We start from the raw sequence: 24,464 nt of genomic DNA, 5'->3' as shown, positions 1-24,464 counted from the left end.
AGGAGAGTTGCATGAGTATTGAGTCTTATCGTAAAAAACGAAACTTTAATAAAACTCCTGAGCCCAGAGGCAATGTTTCTTCTGAAAACGATCTTTTGTTTGTAATCCAAAAACATGCGGCCAGCCATCTCCACTATGATTTTCGCCTTGAACTAAATGGGGTTTTACTCAGTTGGGCAGTTCCCAAAGGCCCATGTTTGGACCCTTCAGTAAAACGTCTTGCAATGCATGTAGAAGACCATCCTGTCGAGTATGGTTATTTTGAAGGCCTAATACCTAAGGGCCAATATGGGGCAGGCAGTGTTATGTTGTGGGATAAAGGCACTTGGAAACCTCTCGATGCAGATCCTGAACAAGCTTTTAACTCTGGACATTTACGCTTTGAGTTAGAGGCTAAAAAGTTAAAGGGACGCTGGGATTTAGTGCGTTTTAAGAATGAAGAGCATTGGTTTTTAATCAAATTTAAAGACAAATTTGCCCAAAAATTGGAAGAATATGACATCACTGAAGAGGAACCAGATAGTGTACTGACCAATCTTTCCATTGATGAAATTGGGGATCATTACAGTGAAACTGGCGCGTTGCATAAAAAAAAAGACATAAAATAAAACAGCACAATAAGCGTGATCCAGAATGTTCCGAGCACTTAAGCGTCAGTGCGTTCCCTGGTTTTGTTGCTCCTCAGTTAGCTACATTGATAGATAATGCCCCCGAGGGTTCAGATTGGCTTCATGAAATAAAATTTGATGGATATCGAATCATGGCGTTGATTCATAATGGACATATCCGCTTAAAATCACGTAATAACAAAGATTGGACCAATGATCTATTACCCATAGTAGACGCACTTAAAAAATTGACTTTGCCTCAAGCTATCTTAGATGGAGAGGTCGTTTTACTCGATGAAGAGGGAAAATCGAATTTTCAATTATTACAAAATACAATTAAAGTAAACCCTAACGCTCCTTTTGTTTATTATCTATTCGATATTTTGTATTACGATCAATTCGATTTAAGAACTTTATCTTTATTAAAGCGCAAAGCAATTTTAAAAAATGTGTTGGAAGGGCAAGATAAAACACTGCGCTTTAGTGATCATATTATCGGTGAAGGGCGTTTCCTTTTTCATCGCGCTTGCGAACTTGGACTTGAAGGGATAATTTCCAAACAAATAGATAGTCCCTATATATCAGGACGTAGTAAAAGATGGCTTAAGATCAAATGTTTGTTGCGACAAGAATTTATTATTGGAGGATATTCAATACCTACAGGTTCTCGTAACTATTTCCGTGCCTTGTACCTTGGAGTTTATAATGAGCAGGGAGAGTTGATTTATACAGGAAATGTGGGAACTGGTTTCACTGAGTCATCGCTTAAGGAAATTTTTTCTTTATTACAAAAAATTATTGTGGAACAGAAACCGTTTAATGAGGATATTCCTGGATCTCACGGAGTGATTTGGGTGCAACCTAAATTGGTGGCAGAGATCGAGTTTACTCATTGGACTGAAGGGGGGCATTTGCGACACCCAAGTTTCAAAGGGCTGCGGTTGGATAAAAAACCTGAAGAGGTTTTTCGTGAACACCAGGCCGCATTGGAAAAGAAAAGCAACAATATGGAACAGGTCAATGTGAAAAAAGTTAACGCTCATTCCTTTAAAATAAGAATGACTCATCCTGATAAAGTTGTTTATCCCGAAGATGGTATTACCAAAAGGGACTTATTGAATTATTACGAATCTGTTTGTGATTACATGATGCCATTTATCAAGGATAGGCCGTTATCATTACTTCGTTGTCCTGAAAACTGGCATGATTGTTTTTTTCAACGTCATTATATTGATTCAACGCCAAAAGTTTTAAAGTCGGTGCCTATAGAAACTAAAGATAAGAAAGAACCCTATGTTTATTTAAATACAATAGAAGGACTTTTAAGTTTAGTACAAATGAATGTTTTGGAAATTCATCCTTGGGGTAGTTTAATTGGCCATATAGAAAAACCGGATTTTATTGTATTTGACTTAGATCCTGGCCCGTCAATAACTTGGGAAGCAATTGTTAAAGCAGCTTTTGAAATTAAAACGCACTTGAATGAATTTAAACTAACCTCTTTTGTAAAAACAACAGGGGGCAAAGGATTGCATGTGGTCGTGCCTATTGAGCCCGAATATGATTGGGATGAGGTAAAAAATTTTACACATGTTTTTGCCGAGTTTATGGCGCGAATTAATCCAAATCAATATACTAGTACTATGAGTAAGGCTAAGCGAGGCGGTAGAATATTCGTTGATTTTTTGCGAAATCAACGAGGAGCAACGGCAATTAGCCCTTATTCTACGAGAGCGCGGTCTCATGCCCCTGTTGCTGTACCTATTCATTGGGACGAGCTGAGTAAAGATAAACGAGATAGTGAATTTACAATTAAAACAGTACCTCAACGATTAGAAAAATTAAAGGAAGATCCTTGGGAAGATTATTGGAACATAAAACAATCTTTGCGCTTGGACTCGATTCTTTGAGTGCGCTCATTGAAATTATGATTATTGCTCAGGATTGTTAAATGTCAATCGTACCAAACGTTCTAATACTTGTGCATCATGAGGGGCGACCACTTTCTGATCGTTATCTAAATAGCAAAAAATTTTTTTAACTTGTTTGTGCCATTTGGCAAATTTACAAGCATAATTTAAAAGCGCTTTTTCTTCATAATGACCAGTATATGGCTCGAGATGCGGTCCATGTAACCGTAAATAGATAAAATCACTGGTTATAATTTCTGGACACTGATATCCCTTATAATCATAAAAACAAAGCGCAATATTGTTTTTGGCGAGTAAATCATAAACTTCCTGACATAACCAACTTTTATTTCTAAACTCAAATGTGTAATGAAATGATTCAGGTAGGGTTTTAATAAACTGCTCTAGACGCTCCAGATTAAGAGGCCAATATGGTGGGAGTTGAAACAAAATAGGTCCTAGTTTTTCTTCTAATCCTGCAAGTACTTGCAACAAATAAAGAGTACTATCCTGAACTTCTTTAAGCATTTTTATATGCGTTAAATAACGACTGGCTTTACAGGAAAAAATAAATTGATTCGGAGTTGTTTCTTTCCATTTTGTAATGGATTTCGGGGTAGGTATGCGATAAAAACTGCTATTTAGCTCTACTGAATTAAAGATACTGGTATAGTAGGCTAATTCATCTTTTTCTGCGAGAGATTTAGGGTAGAAAATCTCTTTCCAACCTTTATATACCCATCCTGAGGTACCGATATGAATAAATCGCATTACCAACCCCTTTTGGGTACTATTCCTGGTAGGAAATGCCCAGCAAGTTCAAGCCCCGTTCGATATCATCAGCGACCATAGGCCTGGATAGCAGATATTCCCCGGTATGATCGGTCAATTCATCCTGAGCGAAGTTTAAGGCCTCATCCCATTCATCCTGAGTGTAATCTCCACGACCTAAATACATTAATGCAACTAAGGTTGCCTGTTGATCGGGTCGTAAATTATCGATAAATTCTGTTATTTCTTGATAAACTGGATCATCTTGATAATCAGCTAACACATAGAGTGAATCCATTTCGTCGGTGACATCAGGAAAACTGACGTCTTCCTTGGCCTGAAATTGCCGTGTTTTATAAAGAAGGTCACCAATTGTTTCAGTATCAAGATTCAACATACTTCTCTCCTTATTCATATGTTTTCAATAAATCATAGCTTAAATAAAATATAGTTTATTAATCGCGATCCTCAAGCTAATAATTTACTTATTCAGGACTTACGAAAAACCCCAATCGCTTCGTTAAAAAATGTTTTTATTTCGGTCATTTAGTATATTCTAAACTCCCTCATTAAAAACATTTTTTGCCTCGACCTTGGAGTTTTCCTAAGTCCTGTGTATGTGATTCTTGGCGTGCTTATTCATATCTTGATGAGAAAATATAGAACTCGCATGAGTTCTATAAAATTCACTAACGAGATTTTGTATGATATGAGGAGCTTATTTGAGTCAATTCTTCTAATTCAGATTCAAAAGTTAATTCAGAATAAGTTTTAGGCCTTACCTGTGAAATTATCGTTAATATTCCATGCTCAAATAAGTGCATGAGTTGTGTTCTATCTGAGCTATTTTTCACATTATAAATTTGGCTACGGATATCGCGTAAACCTTCCCAATCAAAATTGGGTTTATCGACGTTAAAGTAATTTGTAAAAAGAATCAAAGCTTCTTGTTCTAGCGACTCTAGTTGCTTACACAAGGGTTTATACGTGTTAATTTCATTATTAAAATCGGACAAGTAAATTATTTTAGGATGAAAAGTAGCGATTTGTGTAAAGACTTTTTGATAACGTTCCATCAATTTAATTTTTTCTTGGTTTAACGGCAATGCTTGAATTGAAATTTGAACACTTTTAAGTAACGAAAAGTTAAAGGATTTTGGTTCGGTCAGATAATGGGTTTTACCATATAAATAAATCTTTGCAGTTTCTTCTAACTGCTCTAAATCGCTGAGAAGGGCTAAGGGTATCATGTTATTATTTATCAGTATTATTAATGAAAACTTATTGTACATTATTTTTGATTGAGTTCAATATGATGACTCCATGAACAATAATTAACGTTCTGATAAAAAAATAATTTTTTAAAAAGTTTGGAAAATAAGCCATAATAAATAGAGGTGAATTTATTGATTTATTTAATTCAATAACTATATTTAGTATATTATTTTGGGTTACATTTTCTTATATAACGTTGTTACTAAGGAGGGTATTAACATGAAAAGTTCCGGTGAAGATAGAACGTATACTCCTAAAGACCATCTTGAGGCAGCTGCAAGCCAATTATTAAACGAAGGGAAAAGAAAGGCGAATCAATTGTACGAGGAAGGGGTACATAAGGTCAATGACGTAGAGGAGAGCGTCAAGGAGTATTCTGATCATTTAGTGAAGAAAGTACAGGAAAATCCATTAACTTCTATTTTAATTGCTGGAGGAATAGGCTTTTTGTTATCTCGATTACTGAAAAAATAATGGAAGCCTTAAAACAGTTAGAAGCTCTTATTTCTGCAAAAATATCTGTTGTTAAAACAGTTTGCTCTTTAATTCGCCTTGAAGCAAGATTAGCAGGGCTTAGCGTTTTTCCTTTGTTGTTAAATATATGCATGTTGTTCGTTGTGTTAATTACAGTCTGGTTAACGGCGATGTGCTTAATTGGGTATCTTGTATTCCTGGTTACAGGATCTTGGGTTCTTTTGGCTTCTCATCGTCTTCTGGTCTCTATTTCTCTTGTTTTTCTGCTTAATGGAGGATTATTACTAGGATTACTTAAGTACCTTTCCTTTAACTTAAATAGTATGAGCTTTCCAAAAACAAGAGAATATTTTTCGCAAAAGAGTGTTGAACATGAAAAACTCGAGAAAGCAGATAATAGCGCAAATTGAATTAATGAGTAAGACGCTAAAGTCTCAGAAAAGCAAGGTGATTGAACACCAAAAATATTTTACAGACAGTGCGATAACTCGCTATCACCTAACACCCCTGATACTGCTGATTTCCGCGTTTTTTATAGGCTGGAGAGCTGAGCGAAAACAATGGAGTGGTAAAGTGATGCGGCAAATAGTGGATATAGGGAAATTAGCCGTACTTAACTCGTTTAAAAAAACATTGGTTTCTCTTTTTAAGTAATCCAAGCATACCTAGAGTTTACGGTTGTCGTTATAAATTAATTTGTGCGAACTGAGGTATATTAGAAGGCGTTACCAAATAATCCATTAAGAAATTAGGGATGCGTTGCTCCAACCAAAATTGTTTTTTCTCAGCAATAAATCCTACATGACCTCCATGCTTGCTCAATTCTAAAAGTATATCTGGAGATAACTCATCAACTTTTGGAACGGCGTCCGGTGTCATAAAAGGATCATCCAATGCATGAATAATTAAAGTAGGTGTGGCGATTTGAGATAAGTACTGTCTCGAATTGGATTTTTGATAATACTCTTTTGCATTAGCAAATCCATGTAATGGAGCAGTTATTTGCTCGTCAAATTCATGCAGGGTTTTTATTGAATACAATTTTTGTTTGGAAAGTGGTAATTGGCAATTGATAACATCCAATTTTTGTAAAAATACAGTACGTAATCTTTCTAACAAACTGGCTTGATACACACGAGAAAATCCTTTATTTATCTTTTGAACCACCGTCTCCAATTGAAAGGGTACAGAAACCGCAACAGCTGCGTCAATTAGAGATTGAGAGCCGATTTCTCCTAACCATTTGAGGAGTATATTGCCGCCTAATGAAATACCTACTACAGCTTTTTTGGTTGAGTGTTCTCTAACGTTCAGTACATTGAGAAAATAAGCCAAATCTGCGGTATCGCCTCCGTAGTAGGCGCGTGGTAGACGATTGGGTTCACCACTTGCGCCACGAAAATTCATTAATACTGCTCGATAACCTGATTTATTGAATGCATCGAATAAAGTCGAAACATAAGCCGAATTGATATTACCGCCTAATCCGTGAAGTAGGATAATTAAAGGAGTATTGTTGCCTAATCCATTAGTTTTCCAGGCTAAATCAATAAAATCACCATCAGGTAACTCCATACGTTCATAAGAGTCAATAGAGGTATTTGTTCGATGAGTTAAAGTTCGATACAGAGTCTGTCCATGATTATTGGTAAGCCACCAAAGCGGCTTAAATTCACTATGAATGATCATGCTCTGTTACCTATTAATTGAATTTTATTTAATCTTTTTAATTTTAGTTTAACCTATGAGTATAAAATAACACTAGAAAGAAATAAATGAGTACTAAAGTGTAGTTTATGTTGAATTTTCATTGCTAAAGTAGTCATCTGCATTTAAATTATCTTATTCAGGGAGCATTTTTTCAATAGATTCAGTAATTACGATCTTTGAAGGTGAGTTTTCTATAAAGGGAGATTTGATGCAAGTCAAGGCAGCAATAGCATATGAGGCTGGGAAGCCGTTAGTGATAGAAACAGTTGATTTGGAAGGCCCCAAAAAAGGAGAAGTACTTGTTGAAATTAAGGCCACAGGGGTTTGTCATACAGATTCATTTACATTATCTGGCGATGATCCTGAAGGTATGTTCCCAGTTATTTTAGGACATGAAGGTGCTGGTATTGTTGTCGATGTTGGCCCAGAAGTAACCTCACTCAAACCAGGTGATCATGTAATTCCTTTGTATACACCAGAATGTCGTCAGTGTGACTATTGTCTTTCCCAGAAAACTAATCTTTGTCAGGCAATTCGAGCAACACAAGGTCAGGGGGTGATGCCTGATGGAACAAGTCGTTTCAGCCTTAATGGGGAAAAGATTTTCCATTATATGGGGACATCAACTTTTGCTAATTATATTGTATTACCTGAAATTGCTGTTGCGAAAATTCGTGAGGATGCTCCTTTTGAAAAAGTATGTTATATCGGCTGTGGCGTTACTACAGGTGTAGGGGCGGTAATTTATACTGCAAAAGTAACCCCAGGTTCCCGTGTTGTTGTTTTTGGCTTAGGCGGCATAGGTCTTAATGTAATACAGGCTGCTCGTATGGTTGGTGCAGATCAGATCGTAGGTGTCGATATTAATCCAGATCGACGAGCTTTGGCTGAAAAAATGGGAATGACTGACTTTGTTAATCCTCTGGAAGTGGATAATGACTTGGTCGCATATCTTGTTGGACTGACCAAAGGAGGAGCCGATTACAGTTTTGAATGTGTTGGTGATGTAAAATTAATGCGTCAGGCATTGGAATGTTGTCATAAAGGATGGGGCGTTTGTACCATAGTTGGTGTTGCAGGTGCAGGAAAGGAGATATCCACCAGACCATTCCAATTGGTCACTGGTCGAGTTTGGAAGGGCTCGGCATTTGGCGGAGCACGTGGGCGTACTGATGTACCAAAAATTGTTGATTGGTATATGGATGGGAAAATCAATATTGATGATTTAATTACTCATGTTCTGCCTTTTGAACAGATAAATCACTCCTTTAACCTAATGAAGCAAGGACAATCAATTCGTACAGTGCTGACTTATGAGGGATAAAACTATATGACTCTTGAACTTATTGAAGAACATTATTGTTTTGATGGTATTCAACGAGTATACACCCACCAATCCAAAGTAACCCATTGTACTATGCGTTTTGGCCTTTTTTTGCCTCCTCACGCGCAGCAACAAAGCGTCCCTGTCCTATATTGGCTTTCAGGATTAACCTGCACGGAGCAAAATTTTATTACTAAAGCTGGGGCACAACGCATCGCTGCTCATTTAGGTATAGCACTTGTTGTACCCGATACGAGCCCTCGAGGAATTAATTTGCCAGGGGATCGGGATAGTTATGATTTTGGTATTGGTGCTGGATTCTACCTGGATGCCACGCAAGCACCCTGGTCAAAGTATTATAATATGGCCACTTATGTACATGAGGAATTGCCAGATTTGCTTTTGCAACATGCTCCGCTGAATCATCACGCTTGCGGTATCTTTGGCCATTCAATGGGAGGGCATGGGGCGCTTACTTTGGCATTGAAAAATCCCGAGCAATATCGCTCTGTTTCTGCATTTTCACCTATTTGTGCGCCATCTCAATGCCAATGGGGGCAAAAAGTGTTTACTGGTTATTTGGGGACAGACAAGAAACAATGGAAGGAGTATGATGCTTGCGAACTCATCATGGAGAGGGGATGGCCTCATCAGTGCATTTTAATCGATCAAGGTATTCAGGATCCTTATTTGAAAGAGCAACTCAAACCTGAATTATTTCAGGCAGCATGTTCGCAAGCTCAGGTTGCGCTTAATTTGCGTATGCATGAAGGATATGATCATAGTTATTATTTTATCGCAAGTTTTATCGAGGATCATTTAAATTTTCACGCATCAAAATTGTATGAACGTCATTAATGAATTCATGTGCAGAAGTGTATGGAGCAAAAACACTTCTGCATGAAAATGTTTTGTTATAAGCTGAGCGCAGTTTTTAGTTAGAAAAATGATGTATTCAACTCCTTCTTTAATTTTTAAACAGACAACTTTCTTCTTCGAGATATCCATTTAAAAATGCGCCATATCCATAGGCAGGTTGAATATCACCAGGGCCAGAGTACTTCGTTGCAACAAATAAATTATCTATAATTTCATCCAGCTTTTTAGGATTATCAAATAGTGCGATAGCGATATTTAGAGGTAATTTGTTTTGGAAGCCGTTTGAATAAATTACATAAAGATTACCATCAGGAGTAATATAGATACTGGTAATATAGCCTGGAGGGTATCCATTTCCATATAATGAGCTAACTTGAAAAGGAGTTGCATGTTGTGTAGAGCCTTCAAAATCAATGGTAATTTTTTGCATCCCTTGTTCCGTAATCCATTCCATATCCTTAAGGCCCGCTTGCTCAATGAGTTTACCTTCGGGATTGAAAATTAATTTGCCAGTTGCGATATTCATCGTATCTATGGTGACATCCGTTTGCCACGAATTAAAATCTAACTTTCTAAGATGTGCTTTTAACTCATGTGAGCTGCCAATAGAGTCATAAGCAGAGGCGGAGATATAATAGTCTTGGTTTATTGAGCTTGATGCATCAAGGTTCAATTGTACTTGGATCATATCAGTTGCATGAACACGCGAATCTTCCATATTGACTTGAATTTTACTTAAAGAACCGAAAGGACTCTCCGGATCAATGCCTTGTACATATTCTCCAGTTTGAGTAACCAAATAGGCTTCTGAATCAAGAACAAAAGAACCATATCGGGTATAATACAGATCATTTCCTTTTCCGCGTTTTAGCACAAAGTAACCTTTGTTGAGTATTGAAACGTCTAAAGGATGATTGGTTTTAGTGTACCTGCAAGAATTAATAACTATAGCTGAATTATTGAGATTTCCTAAATAATTTGCATAGACAAAAGAAGAATATGAAGCAAACAACGCCACAAAGCATATAATTTTTTTCATTTAAGTCCTTTTAATAACGAATTAAGTTTTTGATATAATTATTAAATTTTAGATTAATATTCTGGGAAAGTTACTTCCGGAAAAGTCTAAACTAATTAAAAATTACTTGTCAACTGAGGCCCTTGATGAGCGTATCCTGTTTCTTCGTAATGAAGTATTATCTTGCCAGGTGTCTTGCTGGATTCTCATTAGGTTTTAGTATCATGAAAAAAGTATTATGTCTAACCGCATTGATGATGGTATTGAACCATTCAAGCTTTGCATATCCACTGCCAAATCCGTTTCCTCCATTTCGTATTGCGGGAAACTTGTACTATGTAGGTACTGATGATCTGGCAAGTTACTTGATTGTCACACCGAGAGGGAACATTTTGATCAATAGTGATCTTGAGGCTAATGTTCCCATGATTAAAGCCAGTATAGAAAAACTAGGTTTTAAATTCAGTGATACTAAAATTTTGCTGATTAGTCATGCTCATTTTGATCATGCTGCCGGTAGCGAATTAATTAAGCAACAAACAAAAGCAAAATATATGGTCATGGACGAGGATGTTTCTGTGATCCTGTCTGGCGGTAAATCTGATTTTCATTATGCCAATGATTCCAGCACTTATTTTACTCAAAGTACTGTGGATAAGGTTCTTCACGACGGAGAAGGGGTGGAATTAGGAGGGACTGTATTAACCGCTCATCTGACTCCTGGACACACTAAAGGCTGTACCACCTGGACAATGAAACTAAAAGATCATGGCAAGCAATATCAGGCTGTAATTATAGGAAGTATTGGCGTAAATCCTGGGTATAAACTGGTTGATAATATAACTTATCCAAAAATTGCCGATGATTATAAGCACTCCATAAAGGTACTGGAATCACTGCGTTGTGATATTTTTCTGGGAGCCCATGCCGGAATGTTTGAGCTGAAGAAAAAATATACATTATTGCGAAAAGGTAAAAAAAATCCCTTTGTTGATCCCGAGGGCTGCAAAAAATATATTGAACAAAAGGCAGAGGATTTTTACACAGAACTTAAGAAGCAAGAAACTGCTTAATCGTTCGGGATAGCAGTCTCTAATAAATAAATGATTAGCCTAAGTTCCGTAACAGATGTGAGGTATATCTGAAATCCCAAGCCTACGCAGCGGAATCTAGGTTAGGCATTTCATGTTCTGTTTTTACAAAAACAATCCACTAAATGATCATCGACCATACCAACTGCTTGCATATAAGCATACATGATTGTTGAACCGACAAAACTCATTCCTCTTTTTTTCAAATCTTTAGATAAGGCATCTGATTCTGTTGTACTCGCAGGGACTTCTTGGAGCGTTTTAGGATAATTTATTTTAGGAGTTCCATTCACAAATCCCCAGACATAATTGTCAAAGGATCCAAATTCCTGTGCAATTTTTAGAAATACTAAGGCATTTTTGCGAGCTGAGAATATCTTAAGACGATTACGAATAATTCCTGAATCAGTCAGCAAGGTATTTAATTCCTCATCAGCCATCTTTGCAACAGCATTTGGATCAAATTGTTTGAATGCCTTGCGGTAGCCCTCACGACGTTTGAGTATTGTCTCCCAGCTCAATCCTGCTTGTGCTCCTTCCAGTAAGAGCATTTCGAAGTGCTTATGATCATCATGTACAGGAATACCCCATTCCATATCATGGTACTGTTCATAATGAGGTTTACCAATTCCAACCCACGTACAACGTTTCATAATGAGCAATTTCTCCTCTACGATCTGTATTTAGTGCAGTTACGCTGATTTTTTATAAATTCTTTTTTTAATCATAACGTTTTTGAGATATAAAGACTATTTTAATCAGCTTTTGAGCCATTGTTTGCCTGATAAACAATGGCTTCGTCTTGTATTTGTTCGGGAATGTCTTAAAATTCACTACATACGATAACTTTATATTTATTTAGAGAGCTTCATGTCCGATTTTTATCAGGATTTTAATACAAGACGAACCTTCGCGATTATTTCTCACCCTGACGCAGGTAAAACAACCGTAACCGAGAAATTACTGTTATTCGGAGGTGCAATTCAATTGGCAGGAACTGTTAAAGGACGTAAAGCCGATCGACATGCGACTTCAGATTGGATGGAAATGGAAAAAGAACGCGGTATTTCTATTACTACTTCAGTGATGCAGTTTGTTCATAATCAGCATGTCATGAATTTGTTAGATACCCCAGGGCATGAGGACTTTTCTGAAGACACCTATCGTACCTTGACGGCAGTGGATTCGGCGTTAATGGTTATTGACGTTGCTAAAGGAGTAGAAGATCGAACCGTTAAATTGATGGAAGTATGTCGTCTGCGTGATACGCCAATTATGACCTTTATTAATAAGCTGGATCGTGAAGGCCGTGACCCCATTGATTTACTTGATGAGGTTGAATCAGTTTTAGGCATTCAATGTGCTCCGGTTACCTGGCCTGTAGGTATGGGAAAGCGCTTTAAAGGTATTTATCATCGTTATGAAGATACAGTTTATTTATATCAGCCTGGTAAGAATGCACAAAAGCAAGATGCGATGCAAATTAAAGGACTGGATAATCCGCAACTGGATGAACTATTAGGTGATAGTGCTCAGGAGTTGCGCGATGAAATTGAGTTAGTTAAGGGCGCTTCCCATGAATTTAATTTGCAGGATTATTTAGCGGGAAAAATGACACCGGTTTATTTTGGTTCTGCAATTAATAATTTTGGAATCAAAGAGTTACTGGATGATTATGTGCGTTATGCTCCAGGTCCACAACCTCGAACAGCTCAAGAGAGGACTGTATCAGCAGATGAGGAGAACTTTACTGGGTTTGTGTTTAAAATCCAGGCTAATATGGATCCAAAGCATAGAGACCGGATTGCTTTTTTGCGCATCTGTTCAGGAGCCTACAGGAAAGGAATGAAAATCAACCACCTGCGTATTGGCAAAGAAGTGCAAATTTCTAATGCGTTAACCTTTATGGCTGGTGATCGTTCACACACAGAAATTGCTTTATCTGGCGATATTATTGGTTTACATAATCATGGAACAATTCGAATAGGGGACACTTTTACTCAAGGTGAACAATTAAAATTTACGGGTATTCCCAATTTTGCTCCTGAGTTGTTTCGATTGGTACGCTTAAAAGATCCATTAAAGAGTAAGGCTTTATTAAAAGGTTTAATTGAATTATCTGAAGAAGGCGCGACTCAGGTATTCAGGCCATTAAATAGCAACCAATTAATCTTGGGTGCGGTTGGTGTGTTACAGTTTGATGTCGTAGCGCATCGTTTGAAACATGAATATAAAGTAGATTGTATTTATGAAACAGTAAATGTTTCCTGTGCTCGTTGGGTTTATTCTGATGATGATAAGGCAATGAGTGAATTTCGAACAAAAGCATATGACTATTTGGCTTTGGATGGAAGTGATGCCTTAATGTATCTTGCTCCGACGCGTGTTAATTTGACCATGGCTGAAGAGCGATATCCCAAAATTAAATTCCATGCAACGCGGGAACATTAGAGAGCAGCTAATATTATTGTAGCCTGGTGCAACGAAGAAAAACTCGGCTTTGCAGCGATCAAAATTTTCGGATTTCGCTTCGCTGCACCGAGGCAAGATAGAGCAAATTTAAAATGCTATTTCTAAAATAGAGGTTTATTAAGCAGTGCACGTTGCTTTTACAGTGTGCGCACCGAAATTGGTAATTTCAACTTTTGCTCCAGATTCAGCGCTTAACTTAAGATTTTCACCTGGATGAACAGTGATTCGTAACGATTCTCCTGCAGACAAGCTGATGTCATTAACTTTTCCTTTTTTAGCTAATGCTACAACTAAAAGTTCATTCCCTTCATCTTCGGTAGCGATTTTACAATTGGCTTCTACTGGCCAGAAAAGGTAATTAAGAAATATTTGCGGATCATTGCTAGGTAATTCATATTCAATCGTAACTCCTCGTTGGAGCAAATGACTTTCCGTAGAATACGCGCTTGTACTTATAGATGCGGCAATACACAGTAAGCCAAGTCCAAATTTTCGTAACATTATATAACTCCACAATGATAATAACCGAGTTAAGATACATTTATTTTATTGGTATGGCAAATTAATATCTTGTTGAGGCACAAGGGAGTGGCTGAGAACCGGGGCATGAAAGGAGGGGGGCTAAGTCTACGTTTGCCCCCCCAGGTTATTATTTTATATGTGGTTTATAAGGTTTCCAGGGCTTTAGCAATGGATTCAGTCATTGCTTTTGCATCGCCAAAAAGCATGTACGTATTATCATGATAAAACAGTTCATTTTCCACACCGGCATAGCCTGGTGCCAAACTTCGTTTAACAAACAATACGTTTCTGGCTTTTTCTACTTCTAAAACGGGCATACCATAAATTGGTGAGCCAGGATCTGTTTTTGCTGCAGGGTTCGTTATATCATTTGCCCCAATTACATAAGCAACGTCACAGCTTGCAAAATCACGGTTAATTTCGCTTTGTTCAAAAACTCTATCATAGGGAATATTGGCTTCTGCAAGTAATACATTCATGTGGCCAGGCATGCGACCGGCGACAGGATGAATTGCAAAGCGAACTTTTATATTGCGGTGTTCTAGAGCATCAACCAATTCTTTGACTGCATGTTGCGCATGCGCTACTGCCATTCCATATCCAGGAACAATGATGACATCTTTAGCATTACTTAAGAGGAATGCTGCATCTTCACCATTACCTTGACGTACAGTACGTGACTCATTTGTTGTGTTAGTTTGCGAATTAGCTGCTGATGATTGGATACCGCCAAAAATTACATTAAAAATGGAACGGTTCATTCCAACACACATGATGTAGCTCAGAATAGCCCCACTCGCACCCACCAGCGCACCTGTAATAACAAGTAAATGATTACTGAGTGTAAACCCGATACCTGCTGCAGCCCATCCAGAATACGAGTTAAGCATTGATATAACTACTGGCATGTCTGCGCCACCAATAGGAATAATGAGCAATACGCCAATTATAAAAGCAAAACTGGCCATGATACTAAAAAGCATGAGGGTTTGGTTAATAAAAAACAAAACCAATAAAACAAGGATTGCTAATGCCATAATAAGATTAATTGCATTATGGCCTATGAGTTTGATAGGTTTGCCCGACATAATTCCTTGCAATTTGAGAAAGGCGATCACGGAACCTGAAAAAGTAATGGCTCCTATAATCAAGCCAAGACTCATTTCGATAAGGCTTGCTTTAGCAATTGCGCCTGGGACGCCAATATGAAATGAAGTAGGGGAGAGAAAAGCACAAAAAGCAACTAAAACTGCTGCCATCCCTACCAATGAGTGAAATGCCGCGACAAGTTGTGGGATTGCAGTCATATTAATTTTTAAGGCAATATAAGTTCCAATGATGCCTCCTGCAATCATTAAGCTAATGAGTAAGGGCTGATGATAAGTCGTTGACATCATCAAGGTTGAACCTACCGCAAGGATCATACCGGCAATTCCTAACAGATTTCCTCGTCTTGCAGACGCAGGGCTTGCCAAGCCTTTTAGCGCCAGTATGAAACACACAGCAGATAAGAGATAAAATAAAGGAACCAGGGTTGTCATGAAAAATCATCCTTAATTTCGTAGGGCCTATTAATAATTCTTCTATCTTGGCCAATCTGTCCTGATATTCTGAGTTTTGTGCTCGAAAATCAGATCATTTTGGCTCAACCTAGCGAAAGCAAGCAGACCCTAACTATTTTATTTTGTGTAATGACTCTATTGAGCCAACTTAGGAAATTGCAGTCTGAGATCCAGCATTTAGCTGCAAAAGTTCCAGATTTAGTTCCACTCTGGATAGAATTTCCTAGCTGCCACGTTGATGAGCTATTACCTATTTTTTATACATACGCAACATGCGTTGGGTTACCACAAAACCACCAAAAATATTAATTGAGGCAATGAATATAGCTAAACCGCCGATCCAGGTGATGTCGCCAATAAACTGGCTTCCAGCAGCAATAAGTGCCCCTAAAACAATAATACTGGATATTGCATTGGTTACGGACATTAATGGGGTATGTAAGGCGGGTGTGACCTTCCACACTACATAATACCCAACAAAGCAGGCCAAAACGAAAATAGTGAGTATGGTAATGTATGGATCACCTAAGGTGTTAATCTCATGCATTTTGAGTCTCCTTTATTGCCTGAAATGGTAGATATTGATTTTGATGACAAAGCACTGCTTGTTGAATAATTTCATCGTTGGGATTTAATGTGATTTCTGGAGGAGTCGGCGCCAAAAGATTAATAAGATGGACTAGATTATTGGCGTATAGTTCACTCGCAGTAGCTGGAACTAGCCCTGCCAGGTTACTTAGGCCGACTATGGTAACTTCCTCATGTTTTATAGTTTTATCAAGAACGCTGACTTCACAATTTCCTCCTCGGGCAGTTGCGAGATCAACAACAACTGATCCAGGTTTCATTTGTTCTACAGTTTTTTTATACACTAAAATCGGAGCTTTTCGGCCAGGGATTAAGGCCGTGGAAATGACGATATCTGATAATTTGGCATATTGATCAATAAGTTCTGCTTGAAGTTTTTTATATTCTTCACTAACTTCTGAAGCATAGCCTCCTTTAGTTTCACTATCTTGATCTTGGCTTACCTCAATAAATTCGGCACCTAAACTTTCGACCTGCTCTTTGGCTGCTCGCCTTACATCGAATGCATAAACCACAGCACCTAAACGTTTAGCTGTTGCGATCGCCTGTAAACCCGCAACACCAGCGCCAAGAACGAGTACCTTCGCTGGTTGAATCATCCCTGCTGCGGTCATCATCATGGGAATGGCTCGATGAAATTCAGAGCAAGCTTCTAACACAGCTCTATAACCGGCCAAATTTGCTTGTGAAGATAGACTATCCATGCTTTGCGCACGACTGATCCGCGGTATAAGATTCATTGAAATCAGGGTAACTTGCTTTTCCTTGCACCAGGTAATTAATTTGCTTTGTGGGTCATTATCGATATGACCTATTACCAAGGCACCTTGAGGCAAGCCTTCCAAGTCTTGGGGAGCTGGTTCATTAATACAAAGAAGAATATTGGCAGTCTCGAGTATGTTTTTTTTATCACGAATTTGGACACCGACTTGTTCGTAATCCCGATCATTGAAACTTGCAGCAAGTCCTGCGTTTTTTTCTATAGCGACATCAAAGCCTAATTTGATAAAGTGCTTTGCTGAGCCAGGAGTAATGGCTACCCGGGTTTCATTGTCGGGCGCCAGTAAAGTTGCGATCATCATGGGCAAATCCTTTTTACCTAAGTATTCATTATCCTATTGTAATTTAGAATGATTTTCCAGAGTAATATGTGTAGCGTAGATATTGTAATATTGTGACCTTACGTGGAGGGATTAGTTGGTTTATTTTGTTCCTCTTGCAAACTGTCTACTTCCAAAGCCAATGCAATTTGATTGGCACAAGATTCTAAAAGCTGTATTTTCTCGGGCGTAATGAAATCGTTCTTTTTAGACGGTTGTACTCTTAAAACGCCCATGGTTCTTCGTGCACCCAGTAATGGAATAAACAGCGCATTAGAAAATGAGAGAGTATCAGTTCCCCATCCTGCTTTTTGCCCTAACTCGAATACCCACTGTGCAATACTGTATTCCTTTTCATCCAAATCTTGATGTGATTTGGCTCTTGCACGGACAACAAGATGCCCATTTTTCGGTAGTAGGGCAATGATCTCGCAGTGAAGAGTTTCTGAAATATAATTAATGCCTGTGCGAAGCAATCTGACTATTCCCCGTGTTCTGGATAACCTGCGACTCAAAGTATATAAGGCTGAAGTTTGATATTCTGTAAGGCGTGCAATTTCTGATTGACGACGAGTTACCAAGGTTAATTGACAAATAATTAATGCCATAATAAGCATCATAACAAGGGTAAAAAAATAATCTGACTGGGGAATAAAGAAACTATAATAGGGCGGAATAAAGAAATAAATATACGCAAAAATACTAAGAAAAATTCCTGAAACTGCAGGGCCTGTGCGTCCTAATAAAGCAATGCAGGTCATTCCTATTAAATAAGTTAGGGTTAAACTTGTATCATTGACTAAAGGATAAATTAAATAATTAATGAGTGTTGTGACTGCAACGATACTTGTTGATAAAAAGTAATAGAGCCAGGGAGTCATGGGTTTGGCAAGTAATTTTTTTGTTGATTTCTTGGCTCCCTCGGTCATAGTATAAACATCAATTTCACCACTGTAACGCAAAATTTCGTCTGCCAGGCTGCGAAAGAAAAAATTTCTCCAACGAGTACGAATCTGTTTGCAGATCATAATCAGGGTGACATTTTGCTCTCGGGAAAAATTAATAATTTCTTTGACAAGGTCATACCCTATTAAAATATGAGTTTCAGCCCCCAATTGCTCTGCAAAAAATAAATTTTTTATGGCTTGATCCCGCTGCGTTGTCGATAGATGAGTCCGCGTAGAATCTACATATACTGCAATCCAATCTGCTTGTAAACTGGTAGCCATTTTTTTGGCTGCTCGAATCAATTTATGTGATTCCGGACCTGGGCCAACGCAAACGAGTATCTTCTCCATGCTTGGCCAAATATGTTTAATACCTTGGCCTTGCCTGTATAAAAGTACCTGGGTATTTACCCGTTTTGCCAGAGTTCGTAATGTCAACTCACGTAATGCCATTAAATTGCCTTTACGGAAATAAAATTCAGCAGCAAGTCGGGCTTGTTTGGGGACGTATACTTTGCCCTCGGACAGACGTTTTAATAAATCTTCAGGAGCTAAATCGACTAATTCGATAGTGTTCGCTCGTTCTATCATGGCATCAGGAATTGTTTCTTGAACTGGCGCATGAATGATTTGTGAGACGTCATCATTGAGACTTTCTATATGTTGAACATTAAGAGTGGTATAGACATTAATACCACGGTCGAGCAATTCTTTAATATCTTGCCAGCGTTTTTTATGCCGGACGCCGGTCACATTTGTATGTGCCATTTCATCAATGAGAATTAATCCTGGATTTCTTTTTAATGATGCATCCAGATCAAATTCTTGTAACTGTTTACCGTGATATTCAATTGTGATTTTGGGCAAAACTACGAAGTTTTTAAGTATTTCTTCAATTTCAATGCGACCATGAGATTCGACAATGCCTACTACTACATCTAATCCTTTAGCTTGCTCTCCCATTGCTTCATGAAGCATGGAATAAGTTTTTCCTACTCCTGGGGCAGCGCCGAGGTAGATTTTGAGTTTGCCACGTTGGTTTTGTTGCTCTTCTTTAATAACTTGTTGTAATAATGCATTGGGATCGGGGCGTTTGTCTGTCATTGATTAGTCCTTATCTGATCGAGAGCTAAATTTAGCTCCAATACACTAATTCGTGGTTCTCCTAAAAGATGCAAGGTACGTTTTTTTATTAACTGATTCACTAATTCTTGAATTTCTTGTTCTGCAATATGACGCGCTTTGGCAATACGCGGTATCTGGTAGTAGGCTGCCAGCGGGCTTATTTCCGGATCCAGACCACTGGCGGATGCAGTAACTAAATCAACGGGAATGAGTTGCTTGACCATTTTATTTTGATCTTCCAAGTTGAATTGACGCAGTCTATCAATTCGTTGTTTTACAATTGACAAAAAGTCAGGGTTAGAAGGCCCCATATTCGAACCGGAAGAATGAGCTGCATTATAAGGAAATGGAGCTGTGGCAGAAGGGCGTCCCCAGAAGTAGTTGGGTGCATCAAAGTATTGTCCAATTAATGCTGAACCAATGGGTTCGTTGTTAAGGCGTAATAAACTGCCATTTGCTTGATAAGGAAAAAAAATTTGAGCTAAAGCAGTAACTACAGCAGGATAAATTAAGCCTGTTAATAAAGAAAAAACGAGCAGGAACATTAGTGCCGTTTTTATTTGTTTTAGAGCTTCTATAACCATTTTTTTATCCTGTTAAACCTAAGGTGATTAAGAGCATATCGATCATTTTGATGCCAATAAAAGGGATTATAAATCCACCTAATCCATAAATTATGACGTTATTTCGTAGGAGTTCTGCTGCAGGAAGGCGTCTATATTTAATCCCACGTAAAGCTAAAGGTATAAGAAGAACAATAACAATTGCATTAAAAATTACTGTGGACAGCACTGCCGTTTGTGGGGTTGCCAGGTGCATGATATTGAATACATTTAGAGCAGGATAAGTGCTCACAAATGCGGCAGGTAAAATGGCAAAATATTTAGCGATATCATTGGCCATACTAAACGTAGTCAGGGCTCCGCGTGTCATCAATAACTGCTTACCTATTTCTACTACTTCAATTAATTTAGTTGGGTTTGAATCCAGATCGACCAAATTACCTGCTTCTTTTGCTGCTTGTGTTCCTGAATTCATTGCAACAGCAACATCTGCTTGAGCAAGTGCCGGCGCATCATTTGTTCCATCACCAGTCATTGCGACTAAATGACCTTGAGCTTGTAGATCACGAATCAATTTAAGTTTGTCTTCGGGTTTGGCATTGGCTAGAAAATCATCTACTCCAGCCTCACCAGCAATTGAAGCTGCAGTTAGAGGATTATCTCCAGTTACCATAATGGTTTTAATGCCCATTTGCCTTAGTTGTGCAAAGCGCTCTCGAATACCCCCTTTAATAACATCTTTAAGACGAATGATGCCCAGTACTTTGGGACCTTCTGCAACAACCAGTGCAGTTCCTCCCTGGCGTGAGATAATTTCAACATTATTTTTCACATTTTTAGGAACATGCCCTCCTAACTGATTGATGTATTCTTCAATTGCTTCAGATGAACCTTTACGAATTTGTCGATTGCCAAGATTTGCGCCACTCATACGTGTTTGTGCTGTGAATGGAATGAATGTTGCCTGTAATGGGGCAAGAGTTCTGCCACGTAACTTATATTTTATTTTGGCAAGAATGACAATGCTTCGACCTTCAGGCGTTTCATCCGCAAGAGAAGCTAATTGAGCTGCATCGGCTAAATCTTTGATATCGACACCTTCTGCCGGAACAAATTCTGTTGCCTGTCGATTACCTAGAGTAATCGTTCCTGTTTTATCAAGTATTAAAATGTCGATGTCACCTGCCGCCTCAACGGCACGTCCTGATAAAGCAATGACATTGGCTTGAATCATTCGATCCATACCAGAAATACCAATTGCAGAAAGTAGCCCACCAATAGTTGTTGGGGCAAGACAAACAAAAAGAGCGACTAGAACCGTGATTGAAATGGCTGAACCCGATTTAGTTGCAGAAACACTGTAAATCGAAAAAGAGAGCAAGGTGCTACAGACTACCAAAAACACAATAGTTAATGCAGCGAGTAAAATAGTTAATGCAAGCTCATTAGGTGTTTTTTTTCTTTTTGCCCCTTCTACTAGAGTAATCATCCGATCTAGAAATGTTTCGCCCGGATTAGATGTGATGCGAATAATAAGCCAATCAGAAATGACCTGAGTGCCTCCAGTTACTGCACTACGATCTCCTCCACTTTCACGAATAACAGGCGCGCTTTCCCCTGTTATAGCGCTTTCATTAACTGAAGCAATTCCTTCTACAATCTCACCATCACTTGGTATGAAATCACCAGCTTCAACCAAGACCAGATCTCCTGCACGTAATTGTACGGATGGAATGATGGAGAATTTTGCATTTTTAGATGCCTTCGCCAATTTTTTAGCTTGAATTTCACGACGCGCTCGTCGTAGCTCTTGAGCTTGAGCTTTGCCGCGACCTTCTGCCATTGCTTCCGCAAAATTGGCAAATAAGAGTGTAAACCAAAGCCACAAACTAATAGCAAGAATAAAAAATGGTGGTGCTTCAGGTTTTCCTAGACATGCTTGTATAAAAAGAATCGTGGTGATAATTGAACTTATATAAACAGTAAACATCACTGGGTTTTTTATTTGAATATGAGGTGATAATTTGAAAAATGCGTCAATTACAGCACCTTTTATAATGTTAAAATCCCAAATAGAATGAGGTTTAGTACCCATATTTCCCCCAAAGCATCAAATGCTCCACGATAGGACCAAGAGCAAGGGCTGGTAAAAAGGACAACGCTCCCTGAATCATGGCAATATAAACTAATAAGGTCATAAAAAATGGTGTATGAGTGGCTAATGTACCTGAACTGTTTGGAATCCGCTTTTTCTTAACAAGTGAACCAGCAATCGCAAGAATAGGAATAGCAAGCCAATACCGGCTAATCAACATCATCACGCCACCGACAATATTATAAAAAGGTGTATTGGCATTTAAGCCTGCAAAAGCACTACCATTATTATTCCCCATCGAAGTAAATGCATAAAGCATTTCTGTAAAACCATGGGCACCAGGATTGGCTATGGAGCTTACCCCAATGTGGGTTACCGTAGCATAGGCAGTAGCTATGAGTACAATCAAAGGCATAATTAACACAGCAATGGAGGCCATTTTCATTTCATAAGGCTCAATTTTTTTGCCTAGGTATTCTGGAGTTCTACCAACCATAAGCCCTGCAACAAATACCGTGAGAATGATCTGCATTATCATCCCGGATAATCCTGAGCCAATACCTCCAAAACTGACTTCACCTAAATGCATCATCCATAAAGGAACTATCCCACCTAGAGGAGTATATGAATCCAGCATGGAGTTGACTGAACCGCTAGAGGAAGCGGTCGTAGCTGTTGCCCAAATTGCAGAGTTGACAATGCCAAAACGAGTTTCTTTGCCCTCCATGTTACCGGCAGGGTAAAATTCAGATTGAGCTGTGGTATCAATCCCCATTTGGTGAAATGCTGGATTGCCTGCTTGTTCGACAACAACTTCAAATATTAAGCATGGAACAAATAAAATGGACATGGTTATTAATATCGCCCAACCTTGTCTTTTATCACGAACCATGGTGCCAAACATAAAACAAAAAGCTGCAGGAATAAGCAAGATCGCTATCATTTCCAGAAAATTGGTCAATGGAGTGGGGTTTTCAAATGGATGTGCCGAATTCGTATTAAAAAAACCACCGCCATTTGTACCCAGTTGTTTGATGGCAATTTGCGATGCGACCGGTCCCATGGGAATGACCTGTTCTGTTATTGTTACAGGCGTTGTTTTAGGATTACCCTGGTTATCTAATACAGTTCGGCCTGTAACATCTTTTACAGGTTGTTGGTAGGTAAATGGGTGGGTGAGGTTAATTTTTTGAAAAGGTTTAAAATTCTGAATGACACCCTGTGAGCACAGAATAAGTGCAAAAATCAGTGACAAAGGCAATAAAATATAGAGTATTCCGCGTACTGTATCTACCCAGAAATTCCCCAAACTGTTACTTTCATGTTTTATGAGTCCGCGTATCAACGCAATTAATAAAGACATGCCCGTTGCTGCCGAAATAAAGTTTTGTACCGTTAACGCAAGCATTTGAGTTAAATAACTCATTGTTGTTTCACCACTATAAGCTTGCCAATTGGTATTAGTACTAAAGCTTATTGCGGTATTAAATGCAAGAGCGGGTGATGGGGAGGGAAATTCTTGAGGGTTCAATGGCAAATAGAATTGGAGACGTTGTATAAGATAAACAACCAGTAATCCAGCCAAGTTTAAGAAGAGCATGGCTGATAGATAGGTTTTCCATCCCATTTCTTCTTGAGTATGGATCCCGCAAATCTTATAGATTAGGTGTTCGAAGGGTCTTAATATAATGTCCAGGAAACAAGGACGGCCTTGATACACTCGTGCCATGTACCAACCTAACGGTTTTACAAGAAGCAACAAAAAGAACAGATAAAATGCGATTTGTAGAAAACCAGGTTTTGTCATAAGGGGTCCATCCCACATTTAAATTAAATCTATGGCTTAAAATAATTCGGGTTTGAATAATACAACTAACAAAAAGACTAATAAACCGAATGCGATTATTCCACAGCTTAAATACAAGCTCATGATTCACTCCTTGATAAATAATCATAGAATCTGATTAGTCCAAAGGACAAGCTGAAAAAGAATAGGACAAGCAGAATTAGTAAAAGATCCATTTGAGCCAAGTCCAGTTTATAAGTGTGTCTGTAATTATAATACTAACTGAAGCTTTAATTGTTGATTATAAAGATTATGCATAAAAAAAAATAGTCAAACCGATAATGAGTGATTAGGTAACGCTATTGATTTATAGAATTATAGCAGCAAATAAAAAGGGCGTATTATATTTAATACGCCCTTTTATGGAATTTGGGATAGACAGTAAGATTGAGTACAGTCCTTTTTTACCAAGGTGGACTCCTCTGGAGTGTTTAAGGCTTCTTAGTACTTGCTAAGCTTGCTCACCGCACTCTCAATCTGGCTCCCAAAGTAATAATGTTGGCTGAACAATGTGTACTGTCTATGGTTTTATGATAGGCCACTCTGATTATTAATGCCACATGATTTAGCAGGTTTTTTGCAAA

Annotated in this window: 24 protein-coding genes and 1 other RNA gene; 9 read left to right on the top strand and 16 right to left on the bottom strand. The window is 38.3% G+C overall.

The genetic code is table 11. The annotated features are described in order from the left end of the window. Positions 1 to 11: 11 nt before the first annotated feature. Positions 12 to 608 carry a DNA polymerase ligase N-terminal domain-containing protein gene (locus DGG96_RS21055; protein WP_199739188.1) on the top strand — a complete coding sequence of 199 codons (597 nt, stop codon included), beginning with the start codon at positions 12 to 14 and terminating at the stop codon, positions 606 to 608. Between the two features lie 86 nt (positions 609 to 694). Beyond that, positions 695 to 2,518 (top strand): DNA ligase D, encoded by a 1,824-nt coding sequence (gene ligD, locus DGG96_RS13075; RefSeq protein ID WP_199739187.1) that lies wholly within the window; start codon positions 695 to 697, stop codon positions 2,516 to 2,518. Positions 2,519 to 2,539: 21 nt separating this feature from the next. Here the strand turns inward: ligD and DGG96_RS13070 are convergent, their stop codons facing one another. From DGG96_RS13070 to DGG96_RS13055, 3 genes are all read right to left on the bottom strand, one after another. Beyond that, positions 2,540 to 3,289 carry a DUF72 domain-containing protein gene (locus DGG96_RS13070; RefSeq protein ID WP_110143099.1) on the bottom strand — a complete coding sequence of 250 codons (750 nt, stop codon included), beginning with the start codon at positions 3,287 to 3,289 and terminating at the stop codon, positions 2,540 to 2,542. Between the two features lie 19 nt (positions 3,290 to 3,308). Next, positions 3,309 to 3,686, bottom strand: a complete 378-nt coding sequence (locus DGG96_RS13065) for a DUF3775 domain-containing protein (protein ID WP_110143098.1) — start codon at positions 3,684 to 3,686, stop codon at positions 3,309 to 3,311. A gap of 292 nt (positions 3,687 to 3,978) precedes the next feature. Beyond that, on the bottom strand, positions 3,979 to 4,581 hold the full coding sequence (locus DGG96_RS13055) for a hypothetical protein (RefSeq protein WP_110143097.1): 603 nt from the start codon (positions 4,579 to 4,581) through the stop codon (positions 3,979 to 3,981). Between the two features lie 202 nt (positions 4,582 to 4,783). Between DGG96_RS13055 and DGG96_RS13050 the strand changes: the two genes are divergently transcribed. The 3 genes from DGG96_RS13050 to DGG96_RS13040 are packed head-to-tail and all read left to right on the top strand — an operon-like array spanning position 4,784 to position 5,692. Beyond that, positions 4,784 to 5,038: an ElaB/YgaM/YqjD family protein gene (locus DGG96_RS13050; RefSeq protein ID WP_110143096.1), complete on the top strand. Its 255-nt coding sequence runs from the start codon at positions 4,784 to 4,786 to the stop codon at positions 5,036 to 5,038. Next, positions 5,038 to 5,448 (top strand): hypothetical protein, encoded by a 411-nt coding sequence (locus DGG96_RS13045; protein WP_110143095.1) that lies wholly within the window; start codon positions 5,038 to 5,040, stop codon positions 5,446 to 5,448. The genes DGG96_RS13050 and DGG96_RS13045 overlap by 1 nt, the downstream gene beginning before the upstream one ends. Then, complete coding sequence (locus DGG96_RS13040; RefSeq protein WP_110143094.1) at positions 5,411 to 5,692, top strand: hypothetical protein; 282 nt, start codon at positions 5,411 to 5,413, stop codon at positions 5,690 to 5,692. Before DGG96_RS13045 ends, DGG96_RS13040 begins: the two co-directional genes overlap by 38 nt. Before the next feature lie 30 nt (positions 5,693 to 5,722). On the opposite strand, the gene DGG96_RS13035 is transcribed toward DGG96_RS13040, so the two are convergent. Further along, positions 5,723 to 6,727: a hydrolase gene (locus tag DGG96_RS13035; protein WP_110143093.1), complete on the bottom strand. Its 1,005-nt coding sequence runs from the start codon at positions 6,725 to 6,727 to the stop codon at positions 5,723 to 5,725. Positions 6,728 to 6,956: 229 nt separating this feature from the next. On the opposite strand from DGG96_RS13035, the gene DGG96_RS13030 reads away from it, so the two are divergent. Continuing rightward, on the top strand, positions 6,957 to 8,072 hold the full coding sequence (locus DGG96_RS13030; protein WP_110143092.1) for an S-(hydroxymethyl)glutathione dehydrogenase/class III alcohol dehydrogenase: 1,116 nt from the start codon (positions 6,957 to 6,959) through the stop codon (positions 8,070 to 8,072). A gap of 6 nt (positions 8,073 to 8,078) precedes the next feature. Further along, entirely contained in the window at positions 8,079 to 8,930 is an 852-nt protein-coding gene (gene fghA, locus DGG96_RS13025) for an S-formylglutathione hydrolase (RefSeq protein ID WP_110143091.1), read from the top strand. 109 nt (positions 8,931 to 9,039) lie between these two features. On the opposite strand, the gene DGG96_RS13020 is transcribed toward fghA, so the two are convergent. After that, on the bottom strand, positions 9,040 to 9,990 hold the full coding sequence (locus DGG96_RS13020) for a flagellar hook-basal body complex protein (protein ID WP_110143090.1): 951 nt from the start codon (positions 9,988 to 9,990) through the stop codon (positions 9,040 to 9,042). Between the two features lie 203 nt (positions 9,991 to 10,193). Here DGG96_RS13020 and blaFEZ point away from each other — a divergent pair, with 203 nt between their 5' ends. Further along, a complete protein-coding gene (blaFEZ, locus tag DGG96_RS13015; RefSeq protein ID WP_110143089.1) occupies positions 10,194 to 11,042 on the top strand; it encodes an FEZ family subclass B3 metallo-beta-lactamase in 849 nt (282 codons plus the stop codon). A gap of 110 nt (positions 11,043 to 11,152) precedes the next feature. On the opposite strand, the gene DGG96_RS13010 is transcribed toward blaFEZ, so the two are convergent. Further along, on the bottom strand, positions 11,153 to 11,713 hold the full coding sequence (locus DGG96_RS13010; protein WP_110143088.1) for a DNA-3-methyladenine glycosylase I: 561 nt from the start codon (positions 11,711 to 11,713) through the stop codon (positions 11,153 to 11,155). 217 nt (positions 11,714 to 11,930) lie between these two features. On the opposite strand from DGG96_RS13010, the gene DGG96_RS13005 reads away from it, so the two are divergent. Then, positions 11,931 to 13,511, top strand: coding sequence for a peptide chain release factor 3 (locus DGG96_RS13005; protein WP_110143087.1), 1,581 nt, complete (start codon positions 11,931 to 11,933; stop codon positions 13,509 to 13,511). Between the two features lie 138 nt (positions 13,512 to 13,649). Here the strand turns inward: DGG96_RS13005 and DGG96_RS13000 are convergent, their stop codons facing one another. The 10 genes from DGG96_RS13000 to ssrS form a co-directional block, all read right to left on the bottom strand. Next, complete coding sequence (locus DGG96_RS13000; protein ID WP_110143086.1) at positions 13,650 to 14,033, bottom strand: hypothetical protein; 384 nt, start codon at positions 14,031 to 14,033, stop codon at positions 13,650 to 13,652. A gap of 164 nt (positions 14,034 to 14,197) precedes the next feature. Beyond that, positions 14,198 to 15,595, bottom strand: a complete 1,398-nt coding sequence (locus tag DGG96_RS12995) for an NAD(P)(+) transhydrogenase (Re/Si-specific) subunit beta (RefSeq protein WP_110143085.1) — start codon at positions 15,593 to 15,595, stop codon at positions 14,198 to 14,200. A gap of 271 nt (positions 15,596 to 15,866) precedes the next feature. Then, positions 15,867 to 16,163, bottom strand: coding sequence for a proton-translocating transhydrogenase family protein (locus DGG96_RS12990; protein ID WP_058468961.1), 297 nt, complete (start codon positions 16,161 to 16,163; stop codon positions 15,867 to 15,869). Beyond that, positions 16,156 to 17,286, bottom strand: coding sequence for a Re/Si-specific NAD(P)(+) transhydrogenase subunit alpha (locus DGG96_RS12985; protein WP_110143084.1), 1,131 nt, complete (start codon positions 17,284 to 17,286; stop codon positions 16,156 to 16,158). The genes DGG96_RS12990 and DGG96_RS12985 overlap by 8 nt, the downstream gene beginning before the upstream one ends. Positions 17,287 to 17,384: 98 nt before the next feature. Next, a complete protein-coding gene (locus DGG96_RS12980; protein WP_110143083.1) occupies positions 17,385 to 19,355 on the bottom strand; it encodes a DUF4118 domain-containing protein in 1,971 nt (656 codons plus the stop codon). Beyond that, positions 19,352 to 19,960, bottom strand: a complete 609-nt coding sequence (kdpC, locus tag DGG96_RS12975; RefSeq protein WP_110143082.1) for a potassium-transporting ATPase subunit KdpC — start codon at positions 19,958 to 19,960, stop codon at positions 19,352 to 19,354. Before kdpC ends, DGG96_RS12980 begins: the two co-directional genes overlap by 4 nt. Before the next feature lie 4 nt (positions 19,961 to 19,964). Next, positions 19,965 to 22,034, bottom strand: a complete 2,070-nt coding sequence (kdpB, locus tag DGG96_RS12970) for a potassium-transporting ATPase subunit KdpB (protein WP_110143081.1) — start codon at positions 22,032 to 22,034, stop codon at positions 19,965 to 19,967. Next, entirely contained in the window at positions 22,024 to 23,841 is a 1,818-nt protein-coding gene (gene kdpA, locus DGG96_RS12965; RefSeq protein ID WP_110143238.1) for a potassium-transporting ATPase subunit KdpA, read from the bottom strand. Before kdpA ends, kdpB begins: the two co-directional genes overlap by 11 nt. 36 nt (positions 23,842 to 23,877) lie before the next feature. Continuing rightward, a complete protein-coding gene (locus DGG96_RS21425) occupies positions 23,878 to 23,964 on the bottom strand; it encodes a potassium-transporting ATPase subunit F (RefSeq protein ID WP_199739192.1) in 87 nt (28 codons plus the stop codon). Between the two features lie 288 nt (positions 23,965 to 24,252). Continuing rightward, positions 24,253 to 24,405: non-coding RNA, 6S RNA (gene ssrS / locus DGG96_RS12955), on the bottom strand. Positions 24,406 to 24,464 lie beyond the last annotated feature (59 nt).

It is taken from the genome of Legionella qingyii, from assembly GCF_003184185.1.
The sequence above is the reverse complement of the archived record's forward strand: the minus strand, read 5'-3'. Positions and strand labels throughout refer to the sequence as shown.